This is a genomic window from Streptococcus mitis, from assembly GCF_047460035.1.
In the GTDB taxonomy this organism is placed as follows: domain Bacteria; phylum Bacillota; class Bacilli; order Lactobacillales; family Streptococcaceae; genus Streptococcus; species Streptococcus mitis_DW.
This window is the reverse complement of the sequence record NZ_JASHHB010000007.1, coordinates 49,505-61,662: the sequence shown is the minus strand read 5'-3', so window position 1 is coordinate 61,662 and position 12,158 is coordinate 49,505. Positions and strand designations below refer to the sequence as shown.

Below are 12,158 nucleotides of genomic sequence, written 5' to 3'. Positions count from 1 at the left end.
TTTCTAACCATCGCATTTAGTTCTCCTGAGAACTAAATAAGTTTTCATGAGAACTATTTTACCACTTTGAAAAGAGATGTCAAGACAAAAGTTTCCATAAGAACTATTTTCTTGAATTAAAAAAATCCCAAGTGATTTTCTCACTTAGGATTATGTTTTCTAGGTTAAATGTCTATCTTGCAAGTTTTAGTTTTGCTTCAAAATCATTGATCACCTTTTGCAGATTGAGCCGTCCTCTGTAGATGCCATAACCAAACAAGAGCATGGCTAAGACACCCAGAAGGGCTAGGACAATTCCTGCAATCAGTGCTAATAGATTAGTCTCATGAAAGAAGTAAATCAGAACAAGACCGATACTGGCAATGACAAAGAAGAGAGTAAACCAGCGTCCTAGATTTTCAATCATATGCTTCTGGTAGTGAATTTCTGTTTCATAACCTTGAATCAATTCTTGTTCTGTCATGATTTTCTCCATTCTTTATTTAAGTCAAACAAATTGATACTAGACTAGCAGCATATCGGACTTACTGCCAGTCTGAAACTTGAGTAGGAATTAGTATTTCAGTTGAGGATCAAAGATGCCCAGTGCTACACCAATCAAAGCAATGACAACCAAGAGGAGCATAACAAGGTTTGGTGATACTTTTTTCTTGGCCATCAGCCACCAGCAAAGGGTGATAAAGCCAGCTGTTAAGAGACCTGGATAAACACCGTCAATCTTTTCTTGTAGCTTCAAGAAGGCTTCGCCATCAGCATTTTTCAGCTCTAATGAAGTCGTTACAGATACCCAAGTTGCAGCAACTGCCCCGATAACCATACCACCAATGACACTGATTGCCTTACGAAGCGCCTGTCCTTTAGGTCCTACAAGGAATTCAACCGCCTTGTCCCCTAATTCATAGCCTTTGAAGTAGGCAAAGCGCATACCGCCATAGATGAGAACATTCCATACAAGGATGTAGAAGAGAGCCCCGATAGGATTTCCGCCTTTTGAGAGGCCAAGGGCAATCCCCAGCAGAACTGGGATTAGGGTTCCGACAACCAATGAATCACCGATACCTGCGATAGGTCCCATGAGACCGGCACGCATACCATTGATAGTTTCGCCGTCAACAGCGTCTCCATTGGCACGCGCTTCTTCCAAACCAGCTGTAATCCCCACTACCAAAGCTCCGAGCTGAGGTTCTGTGTTGAAGAAAGCCGTATAGGTCTGCATAGCTTCTTTCTGCTCTGCTTTGTCTTTGTAGAGTTCTTCCACGATTGGTAGCATAGAGGTCAAGTAACCAAAAGTCTGCATATGCTCTTGAGAGAAGCAAGTCAAATGACCATAGTACCAATGGTGGAATGATTTCGCTAAAGTCTTTTTAGTTATTTTCTTTCTTTCAGCCATCTTAGATATCCTCCTCATCGTCATCAAAGTCAGCCCCACCAGCCGGCGCGGTCACACGAGCTGATTTGATTACTTCCAATTCATAGTAAATTACTGCAAAAATCAGTGAAACAACTGCACTGGCAACCAAATTAAGACCAAGTGACTTAGCCAAGGTGAAGCCCACAAAGAATGGGATAAAGTCAGCAGCCTTGGTAACGATTTGTTTCAAGAGAATGGCAATACCTACACATGGGAGAAGAGCTCCGACTGTAAAGAGGGATTTCATGATGAAGCCATCCATTGGCAGGTGGGTCTTCATCAGCTCAACCATATCGGGGCCAAACTTAGTGATAAGCATTGTTGGAAGGAAAGAGAAGACAAAGTGGGAAATCCAAGGATAAACCCAGTCAACAGCGTAAAGCTTTTTAAATTCGCCTTTTTCAACGGCTTTCCAGCCAATGTGCTGCCATAGCAGGTTTGTAGTGGCTGTTCCATAGAAGAGAACTGTACCGATAGTACCAACTGCTGCTCCGATTGGTGAAGCTGCTGCAGCAATAGCAGATTCAGACGTGATTCCTTTAGAATGAACAAATAAGATTGCGAGAGGAATCCCAATGTAAGAAATCGCCCGCACGTCAGCAGAAACTGTACCACCTGGTGTTACCAGAGCGATGTAGAGAACCTGAAGGGCTACCCCAACCATAATCCCTGTTGTTAAGTCTCCGAGAATCAGCCCGCTAATCAAGCCTCCGACCAGAGGACGTCCCAAAGTGTAGTTACCAATACTAGTACCACCCATACCAGGCATAGAAGCTAAACTAGCGAAAAGACCCAGTAAAGCGGCTTGCAGCCAAGAAATTGTCATAATAGACTCTCCTTTTCATTATTATAATTAAAAACCAAATTTAGACTTGAAATCGCTCCAATAACCGATGGAAACATCTGGTAGGAGCTGGAATTTGACTTTGTAGCCTGCTTTTTCTATCGCCTCAATCGCTTCTGCCTCTTCCTGGGTAATGGACTGGTTATTCCCCAGCTTAATAGCTCCAGGACGGTCATTAGCAGGGCCAATGATGATTTCCTTAACATCACCAGGTACAAAGCCTTGGTCCACTAGGATTTCTTTCATGTCCACAGGATTTTTCGTAATGAGGAAATAGCGACTGTCTGACTCTGTGACCTTGCCTGATTTTTCCTTGAAGGCTTCCTTGGTCCAAACAAAAGTCTTCTTGTCAGAAGCTCCCTTGTAGGCCTGAATCAAAACCTTGTTTCCTGCTGCAGCATTATTTACTGCAATCAGGCCATCACAAGGGTATTCCTTGGCCCAGCGAGTGACTGTTTGACCGTGGATCATGCGGTCGTCAATCCGTACAAATGATACTGTCATCTTTAAAATCTCCTTTTATCTTTTAGAATGTATGACGGAAGTACTAAATGTCGTCTTCATCTTCTTCAGCTGCATCACTTACGACTTCAAATTCCTGCAAAGCAGCTGTAGCCTCGGAAAGGATAGCCTGAGCCAGATCTTTCCCGTCTAAGATGTCTTTCATAACCAAGCCAGTCAGTCCCATGGTCAGGTTCAAACCGCCCAAGATAACTGCTGAGTCGAGCTTACCTATGTCAGCTAAGACGCTCGCTGCTGTCGTCAGAGGACTGCCTCCTACAATATCAGCCAGAACTAAGACACTGTCATCAGTGCTTAAGCCATCTAAGGCCTGAGTAAAATCAACTGCAAAATCATCAACTGACTTGCCTTCCTGAAGACCAACCGCAATGACCTGATCCGTCTTGTCTCCGGCAAACATCTTCAAGGAACTCTGCACGCCTGCAGCCAGTCCCCCATGACTGACCAGTACAAGGTATTTCATCTTTCCTGCCTCCTTTTTCCTTCTAGCTCTTAGCCAAGTAAGGATTTATTGATGATTTTATTGTACAAGTTTTGGAATCGGTTTCATATTGTCAAATGTCACTTTGCCCAGATGACATTTGTCAGGAAACATATGACATTTGTCATATTTGTCTAGTCAGCTGTACCTTTCCTGCTCCTTTCAGAGCAAACAAAAAGAAAGCAGATTATTTTCCGCTTTCTATTTCTCTTTGAATGCTCGGCAAGGCACTGTCAATCTCTTGATTCTGCATAGCATTTTGAATCAGATAGTCCATCCGGTCCATGGTATGACGGTCTACTTCTAGACTGATGTCAATGATGGAGCGATTCATCATGTGGTCTAGCCTCTCAGAAGTCAAGGAATCCAAGCCAAAATCATCTGCCTGTAAGATTTCTCTAGCCTGTTGACTTTTCACCACAGATGGTAAGACTGAGGTCCCCTGCGATTTTTCAAACAAGGCCTGCTGGCTTTCTTTATCCTGTGACAGCAAGAGCATAAATTCCCAAGCCAGCTTCTCTTGCTTGGTATTGGAAGACATGGCAAAGAGCGAGGTCTTGACCTGTGTCCCCATCACCTGGCTATTAGCTGTTGGCATGGGGATACAGGTCCAAGAAAAGCTAGAATACTTGGCAACATGGTAAGGGTAAGGCTTGTAGGTCCGATACTGGGCCAGACTCATAGGATAGAAAGCCACCCGTCCCTCATCAAAGTCATTAGAAGTCACCTTATAGTGCTGGCTGAGCATATCTAGCTTGCTCATAAAGGCCAAGGCTTGGTGCATCTCTGCGCTGTCCACAGTGATACCGGATTTATCGGTAAGATGGCCGCCGTAAGCTACCAGAGCCTGCTGCCAAGTGTAATCCGTTATACCGTACTGATCCACCACACCATCGCCATTGGTATCCTTGGTTACTTTCTTGCAAATCTCATAGAAATCCGCCAGGGTCCATCCTGACTCAGGAATGCTAATTCCTTCTTTTTCAAGCAGGTCTTTATTGACACACATCATGATAGGATTGCTCTCAACTGGAAGGGCATAGCTGACTCCCTGATATTGCCCAGCTTCATAAGCCACTGGATAAAAAGCCTTTCGCTTATCATCCGTTAGGAGGGGATCCAAGGATTTAAGCGCGCCAGTCGAAGCCAACATGCTAAAGTCGTTTTCTGGCACCATAAAGAGATCTGGTTGCTCGCCTTTCAAGACTTGCTCTGCCAGCCAGTCAGCATAATCATCCTTGGGAATACCGCTTTCGTAAACGACCTTGACAGGAGGATGCGTCTTTTCAAATCTTTTAATCAGGCTGTCCAAGACCTTGTTTTCGCGACTGTTAGGCACATCCCAGCTAGAACCAGCATAGACCCCGATACGCAGGACTTTGTCCTGAGCTGAAGCCCAAAATACAAAAGCCAGAGCAACAGATATAATCAGGACAACCAGCAGGGACAAATTTCTCAATCTCCACTTCATTTGTCGCCTTCCTTACTAAAATCTCTCTGGGTGACTCCAGTCTGTACGGCCCAGATAGCCAGTTGGGTCCGGTCACGCAGGTTGAGCTTGGCTAGGATACCCGATAGATAATTACGGACTGTCCCTTCTGATAGAAAGAGTTTGGCTGCAATTTCCTTATTAGAAATCCCAAAGCTAATCTGCTGGATAATCTTCCACTCCGTCCGGTTCATGTCCTCCACATTTTCCTCTGTCACTGTGATGGCAAAGTTGGACTGGGCCATCTGTGAAAAGATTTTGAAGACCTTGGTGGCAATATTGGGATTGATCATAGCTCCGCCTCGATAGACTGTCTGAATAGCTTCATGAAGTTCTTCTGTCGAAACCCCTTTAAGAATATAACCAGATGCACCGTATTTGAGAGCTGAGAAGATAAATTCATCATCGTCAAAGGTCGTCAGGATGATAATCTTGACATCTGGATACTGCTCCTTGACAGCCTTGGTACAGAGAACACCATCCATGACTGGCATGCGAATATCCATCAAAATCACATCTGGGCGCACCCGATGAAGCTTTTCCAGCACTTCCTTGCCGTCTCCGACCGTCCCGACTACCTCAATATCTGCGTGGGCAGACAGAATGATTTGCAGAGACTCGCGAATCAAGGCCTGATCGTCTGCTATTAAAACCTTAATCATGTCTTCCTCCTATTTTTGGAATTTTGATATGCGTGTAGAAACCGTCCCGATTTTCAAAGCGGACGCTTCCGCCAATAATCATTAGGCGCTCCTGCATCTGCTTGAGGCCATAGCCATAGTGGAGTTCATCAAAGCCAACACCATCATCCTGAATGGTCATTACATAAGCTTCTTCTTCCTCTAGTAGCTCAATCCAGATAGTCTTGGCATGACCATGGCGGACAGAGTTGGTAATCGACTCCTGGATCACCCGGAAGACAATGTCTTCCTTGGCAATATCCAAGTCAATATTATCCCATTTGTAGAGGAGATGAATCTCCAAGTTGGAGATGGCTTCATACTCACGGATAATCTTAATCAGAGCTTCCTTCAAAGTGTTATTTTCCAGAGCTCCCGGGCGCATCTTATTGAGCGAGCCGCGGACATCACGGATACCATCTCGAACAACGACAGAGACATTATTAAGCTGCTCCTTAGCTCGGTTGGTGTCAATATCAACCAAGACCTTGACCGCATCAATACCAGCTGAAATACCCGTCAGGGCATGACCTAATGTATCGTGAATCTCTCTGGCAATCCGCTTCCGCTCTCGATCTTCTGCTATTTTCTCAGACAAAGCCAGGTAAGAGTTCAGCTCGCGATTGGCTTGAAAAGCCATGCGAAGCTCTTCCTCAATACGATGGCGCTCCGTAATAGCCGACAAGATATAGAATAGCAAGGAAATCATAAAGACGACAATATTAAGCGAGTAGAGAAAGTTCTTGCCAAATAAGAGCAAAAAGCGTACAGACTCAGGATAAAAACGAATATAGGTATCCAAAGACGGCAGCTTGATAAAGAGCGACATGAGGTTATAGTTGGACAAGAGCAGCATGCCAAAGCTCAAAATAATGAAAGAAAACCAGTACTTCTTGTCCTTGGAAGCATTGAACTCCTTAGAGCCATAGAAAATATCCGCAAACACCAAGAGAATCAAGCCATTGTAGGACGAGTGCAAGACGGAAAAGATGACCAGCATGAGCAGGATTTCAATAATGGTCGCCTTGTCATAGACGGACAGCTGATTGGGGTGGCGCTCCCGATAGTACATGACTAAAAGCAGACAGGCATACAGGCTAATGGATACCCAGAAGATTAGGCTAGGAGAGCCCGGAATGGCATCCAAACGCTCCAAAAGCGAGTGACTGAAGCCCTTAGCCGCTACATAGTTGGTCACAAAGAGATAGATGGATGCATTATAGACAATGGCAAACAGATTGATGACCATTAAGGCGATTTTGCTATAAAAGATACTTTTTTGAGGTCTCATTATTGCCACCCTGTAACTGTGTATTGACTGATATTATCTCTATTAACCAGATGAACAGGAATCAGGTATTGGCTGTCGTAGGATTTCCCCTCCTGCATCAGCTCAATTACCTGTGCCACCTTGCGTCCCATCTGAATGGGCGATTGGGCCACGGTTCCCTCTATATCGCTAGTTGTAGCCAAAAAGTTTTTGATATCAGGCGATCCATCCACGCCGTAGATGGAGATTTTCTTATCAAGACCTTGATTTTTAATAGCAGCCAAGGCCCCGATAGCTGCCCGATCATTGAGCGCCATGACTACATTAAAGTCCAATCCTTCGTCTAAGGCACTTTTTACTTGCGGCATGCTTTCCTCTGTCTGGCCTAGTGTTTCTTTCTGGGAAATAATCTTGTAGCTAGGCTGTTTTTCAATCGTATCAATAAATCCCTGAATCCGGTCCATAGCAGAGACGGCATTGCGGTGCTCTAGAAGGAGAATATTAGCAGAAGGCAAGCGCTTCATCATGTCCTGGGCAATCAGGACGCCTGCTTGGTAGTTATCCGACACAATAGTCGTATCCACTTTTACATCCTGACTGATAGGCGCATCCACTACGATGATTTTAATCCCAGCTTTCTTGGCCTTTTGAAGAGAGGAAATGATACTTGGACTATTACTTTTTACCGGATTGATAACAATGACATCAACCTTTTCTCGGACAAAAAAGTCAATCTGCTGGCTCTGCTTGCCCTCACCCAGCTCAGGATCCCGCACGTAAAGCCGGCTGCCCTGCTGGTTGGTTTTCTTCTCCAGCTCCGCATTTAAGATCTTATAAAAATCATTATTCATGGTCATGTAGGTTGCCCCAATCTTGACCTGCTTCTCATCTGGCAGAACGCCCTTGAAATAAACAAAAAACAAAGCAAAAATAAGCAGAATGGAAAGTGGCCAGAGAGCCTTCTTCTGATAATGCTGACCCCGTTTTTTGACGTTAGCTGCTACCATTTTTCACCCCCTATGCCGTAAGCGCCTTTATGAAACATATAGGATTATTATATTACAAAACCGCCAAAAAGCAAAATCTTTCCAAAATGATTATCATAAAAAAGGCGCGACAGAATCTAAAAATTCATTGATTTTTGATTCTTGGTCCCACCTCGGCAATCATAATTAAACTTTTAAAAGCTTGAGAGAAATAGAATTCAGTCAAACAGATCTTGCATCTTACAAAACTGAATGCTGATTTTTTAGAGCTAGGTCATTTCCCAGCCCTTACTTCTTTTTTAAAATGGAAGTTCCTCTTCTTCCAACTCTAGATAAACCGAAAAGCAGGTAAAGAGAATGGCTAGTAAAATCATACCCCATTCTTTTCCACTAATTCATTTGGCTAATTTCTTCATTCTCTCCTCCTATCTTCTGAACATTTTCTTGCAACTGACCGAGAACCTTTTCAAAGATTGCCAAGTCTGACTTTGAAACACCATTTAGCAGACTCTGATCAATTCGTTCAAAGAAGGCCTTAACCTGCTGCATTTGAGAACGCGATTTGTCCGTCAAACGAACAAACTTAGCCCGCTTATCGACAGGACTCGCCTCCAGCTCCACCAAACTATTTTGCACCATACGCTTGACCAAGTTACTAGCAACAGACTTGCTAATATTGAGTTCTTGTTCAATATCCTTGATGAGCGTTAATTCTTGTTCATGCTCACGCCAACCTAAAAAACGCAGAACTTGTCCTTGAGGTACACCCATAAATTCAATACCACAACGTTTGGCTTCCTTTTGTACCATCAGATGTACCTGGTGTCCAAAACGTTTTAAAACCAACATCGGTTTATCCATACTTACTCCTTTCTAATCATTGCATTTAGTTCTCCTAGGAACTAAATAAATTTCCGTGAGAACTATTTTCTTGATTAAAAAAATCCCAAGTGATTTTCTCACTTAGGATCATATTTTCTATGTTAAATTAGAAGCCGTCTACGTTTGTGTAGATTTTTTGTACATCTTCGTCGTCTTCAAGGACGCTATAAAGTTTTTCAAAAGTTTCAAGGTCATCGCCTGACAATTCCACTTCAGACTGAGGAATCATTTCCAATTCAGTCACTTGGAATTCTTCGATACCTGACTCACGAAGAGCGACGATAGCCTTGTGAAGGTCAGTTGGTGCTGTATAAACAGTGATTGTTCCTTCTTCTGCTTCTACATCGTCCACATCCACATCTGCTTCTAGCAATTGCTCAAAGACTGCATCCGCATCTTCGCCAGCAAATACGATAACACCCTTGTTGTCGAAGAGGTATGAAACCGAACCTGAAGCACCCATGTTTCCGCCATTTTTACCAAAAGCTGCACGGACATTGGCTGCTGTACGGTTAACGTTAGAAGTCAAAGTATCAACAATCAACATAGAACCATTTGGTCCAAAACCTTCGTAACGTCCTTCTGTAAAGGTTTCGTCTGTGTTTCCTTTAGCCTTATCCAAAGCTTTATCGATAACGTGTTTTGGCACTTGGGCTTGTTTAGCACGGTCGATAACGAATTTCAAAGCTGAGTTTGATTCTGGATCTGGATCACCTTTTTTAGCTGCTACATAGATTTCTACACCAAATTTTGCATATACTTTAGAGTTAGCTCCATCTTTAGCCGTTTTCTTGGCTACGATATTGGCCCATTTACGTCCCATTAGGAATCTCCTTTTTTCACATTTTAATCTTTCTTATTATAACACAAGTTTTTTCGATTTTCACTAGAGGAAATGGATTTTATTCAGCAAATCGAGCTATGATGACACTTTTGTTGCCAAGATGGCCTTGCCTTCTTTTATCAAGGGATGACGGAAGAGTGAGAAGTAGAGTTGAATGGTCATGGCAACCCAGATTAAGGGTTCGCAAAGAATAACTCCCTTATAGCCTGCCCAAGGGATAATCAAGACCACAAAAGCAATTTTACCGATTAGTTCGATAAAACTAGATACCAGAGGAAGGACTTTTTGCCCCAAGCCCTGCAAACAATTGCGATAAATCAACAAGAGACTCAAAATAGGATAAAAGGCTGAACTGATTTGCAAGTACAGACTTCCATTTTCTATCAAGTAACCATTTGTCGAACTAGCCAAGAAGGAAACCAGGGCTGGACTGGCAAAAAAGAGGAAGATACAAACAAAAACTGCCCAGGATATACTTAGACGACTGCCGATTCGAAGTCCTTGAACAATGCGGTCTGGTCGCTTAGCTCCTAGATTCTGAGAAGCAAAGGTCGTCATTGATGCAGAAATAGCAGTCATGGGAAGAAGGGCGAAAGCCATAATGCGTCGAGCTGCCGTCTGGGCACTAATAATCACTGCACCAAAGGTATTAACAGAAGACTGTAAAATCACACTGCCGATCGATACAATTGAACTCATCAAACCCATAGCTAAACCTTGCTCCAAGAGATCAGCGTACAAAGTCTTGTTCCATTTGAAATGCTTGAGTTGAGGCAAAAGTTCTGGCACACTCTTGCGGATATAATAAAAACAGAGAACCGCTGATAAGCCTTGCGAAATGATGGTAGCAAGGCCCGCAGATTGAACCCCCAGTTGCAGTTGCGTAATAAAATAGAGATCCAGAACCACATTAACCAAGGCAGAGAAAATCAGAAAACCAAGGGCTGCTAGACTGTCCCCAATGGACCGCAACAAACCTGCAAAGAGATTATAGGCAAAGCTGACACCGACACAGGTCACAATCATAGAAATATATTGATAGGACTGGTGAAGAATTTCTGCAGGAGTATCTAAATATTGCAAGAGTGGATACAGACCGACAAACCCCAGCAGCATAACTACAATACTCAAAAGAGCACCTAAAATCCAGGTGGCTGCTACTGCCTCCTTGATTTTAGTGAAATTCCGAGCTCCATAATAACGGGCAATGACAATTCCCATGCCATTGCCAACACCAAGAGTAAAACCTACAATCAAATCAAAAATAGCAGTTGTTGCCCCAACCGCAGCCAAGGAATCTTGACCAAGAAAACGTCCAACAATCAAGACATCAGCAGTATTATAGAGCTGTTGGAAAATATTGGACAGCAAGATTGGAAAGGCAAAACTCAAAAGCGAAGGAAGAATAGGACCATGAATCAGGTCCACTGTTCGTTTTTTATTCATAAGGCTATTATATCAGCTTTCTAAAGGAGCGACAAGAAACAGCAAACTATGCCAGAACTAGGCAATGAAAAAGCAGTGAATTTCTCCACTACTTTAACAGCTTATTCTTCAATTTCGATTTCAAGCTCGTCGCCTAGGTCAAGTGTCACTTCTTCATTCACAGAATCTGCTTGAACTACGTCATCTTTTTTAGTTTCAACACCTTCTACAGAAGCTTCTTCTCCATCAATCAAACCAAATTGAACACGGACTTGATGATCAATCTCATCAAAGACTTCTGGGTTATCTGCCAAGTATTTCTTAGCATTTTCAGAACCTTGCCCGATTTTCTCATCCTTGTAAGAGTACCAAGCTCCTGCTTTTTTGATGATATCCAAATCGCTTGCGATCTTCAAAAGCTCACCAGTCTTAGAAATCCCTTCTCCGTACATGATTTCAACGAAGGCTTCCTTAAATGGTGGAGCCACCTTGTTTTTCACAACCTTGATTTTAGTTTCTTTACCGACATTGGTATCTTTTTGGTCACCAGTTCCCTTGATTTGTGTGCTTCCACGAACATCCAAACGGACTGATGCGTAAAATTTCAGAGCACGTCCACCAGGAGTTGTTTCTGGATTTCCAAACATGACCCCAACTTTTTCACGCAATTGGTTGATAAAGATGGCAATTGTTTTGGTTTTATTGATAGAAGCACCGAGCTTACGCATAGCCTGGCTCATCATACGAGCCTGCAAACCAACGTGGCTATCTCCGATATCGCCATCAATTTCCGCACGAGGGACAAGGGCAGCAACTGAATCGACCACGACAAGATCCACAGCTCCTGAGTCAATCAATTTTCCTGCAATCTCAAGACCTTGCTCTCCTGAGTCTGGTTGTGACAAGAGCAATTCGTCAATATTGACACCAAGGGCTGCAGCATAAGCTGGATCGAGGGCATGTTCCGCATCGATAAAGGCAGCAATACCACCTTCTTTTTGCGCTTGTGCAACTGCATGAAGGGCAACTGTTGTCTTACCAGATGACTCTGGTCCGTAGATTTCAATGATACGTCCCTTAGGATAACCACCTGAACCAAGGGCAATGTCAAGAGCCAAAGAACCTGAACTCATCACTTGCACCTTTTGCTCCGCACGTTCACCCAAACGCATGATTGAACCCTTGCCAAAGTCTTTCTCAATCAGTTTAAGAGCGTCATTCAAGGCTTTTTCACGTTCAGCCCCGAATTTTTTTGAAATTTCATCTAATTTTTTTGGTTTTTTCGCCATTCTATTCTCCTACATTCTAATGGTCCTCAGACCTA

The 12,158-nt window shown here is 43.4% G+C and carries 13 protein-coding genes and 1 pseudogene; all 14 read right to left on the bottom strand.

Going from position 1 to position 12,158, the window contains the following annotated elements; all coding sequences use genetic code 11:
- Positions 1-172 precede the first annotated feature (172 nt).
- A complete protein-coding gene (locus QM956_RS07140; RefSeq protein WP_004256757.1) occupies positions 173-463 on the bottom strand; it encodes a hypothetical protein in 291 nt (96 codons plus the stop codon).
- A gap of 90 nt (positions 464-553) precedes the next feature.
- Positions 554-1,408, bottom strand: a complete 855-nt coding sequence (locus QM956_RS07135; protein WP_002896727.1) for a PTS system mannose/fructose/sorbose family transporter subunit IID — start codon at positions 1,406-1,408, stop codon at positions 554-556.
- Positions 1,392-2,237, bottom strand: a complete 846-nt coding sequence (locus QM956_RS07130) for a PTS mannose/fructose/sorbose/N-acetylgalactosamine transporter subunit IIC (protein ID WP_261073797.1) — start codon at positions 2,235-2,237, stop codon at positions 1,392-1,394. The genes QM956_RS07135 and QM956_RS07130 overlap by 17 nt, the downstream gene beginning before the upstream one ends.
- Before the next feature lie 27 nt (positions 2,238-2,264).
- Complete coding sequence (locus tag QM956_RS07125; protein WP_004193690.1) at positions 2,265-2,759, bottom strand: PTS sugar transporter subunit IIB; 495 nt, start codon at positions 2,757-2,759, stop codon at positions 2,265-2,267.
- A 43-nt stretch (positions 2,760-2,802) separates the two neighbouring features.
- On the bottom strand, positions 2,803-3,240 hold the full coding sequence (locus QM956_RS07120) for a PTS sugar transporter subunit IIA (RefSeq protein WP_004256753.1): 438 nt from the start codon (positions 3,238-3,240) through the stop codon (positions 2,803-2,805).
- A gap of 205 nt (positions 3,241-3,445) precedes the next feature.
- Positions 3,446-4,729: an ABC transporter substrate-binding protein gene (locus QM956_RS07115; RefSeq protein ID WP_049501831.1), complete on the bottom strand. Its 1,284-nt coding sequence runs from the start codon at positions 4,727-4,729 to the stop codon at positions 3,446-3,448.
- Positions 4,726-5,409 carry a response regulator transcription factor gene (locus tag QM956_RS07110; RefSeq protein ID WP_004256751.1) on the bottom strand — a complete coding sequence of 228 codons (684 nt, stop codon included), beginning with the start codon at positions 5,407-5,409 and terminating at the stop codon, positions 4,726-4,728. Before QM956_RS07110 ends, QM956_RS07115 begins: the two co-directional genes overlap by 4 nt.
- Positions 5,402-6,718: a sensor histidine kinase gene (locus QM956_RS07105; RefSeq protein WP_125454389.1), complete on the bottom strand. Its 1,317-nt coding sequence runs from the start codon at positions 6,716-6,718 to the stop codon at positions 5,402-5,404. Before QM956_RS07105 ends, QM956_RS07110 begins: the two co-directional genes overlap by 8 nt.
- Entirely contained in the window at positions 6,718-7,704 is a 987-nt protein-coding gene (locus tag QM956_RS07100) for a substrate-binding domain-containing protein (RefSeq protein WP_004256744.1), read from the bottom strand. Before QM956_RS07100 ends, QM956_RS07105 begins: the two co-directional genes overlap by 1 nt.
- 299 nt (positions 7,705-8,003) lie before the next feature.
- A pseudogene (locus QM956_RS07095) lies at positions 8,004-8,078 on the bottom strand (ABC transporter ATP-binding protein); the annotation flags it as partial.
- Positions 8,074-8,544 carry a MarR family winged helix-turn-helix transcriptional regulator gene (locus QM956_RS07090; RefSeq protein WP_004256742.1) on the bottom strand — a complete coding sequence of 157 codons (471 nt, stop codon included), beginning with the start codon at positions 8,542-8,544 and terminating at the stop codon, positions 8,074-8,076. The pseudogene QM956_RS07095 and the gene QM956_RS07090, both read right to left, overlap by 5 nt.
- Positions 8,545-8,671: 127 nt before the next feature.
- A complete protein-coding gene (locus tag QM956_RS07085; RefSeq protein ID WP_000532882.1) occupies positions 8,672-9,388 on the bottom strand; it encodes a YebC/PmpR family DNA-binding transcriptional regulator in 717 nt (238 codons plus the stop codon).
- Positions 9,389-9,484: 96 nt separating this feature from the next.
- Entirely contained in the window at positions 9,485-10,855 is a 1,371-nt protein-coding gene (locus QM956_RS07080) for an MATE family efflux transporter (RefSeq protein WP_261073798.1), read from the bottom strand.
- A 101-nt stretch (positions 10,856-10,956) separates the two neighbouring features.
- A complete protein-coding gene (gene recA / locus QM956_RS07075) occupies positions 10,957-12,123 on the bottom strand; it encodes a recombinase RecA (protein ID WP_238095613.1) in 1,167 nt (388 codons plus the stop codon).
- Positions 12,124-12,158 lie beyond the last annotated feature (35 nt).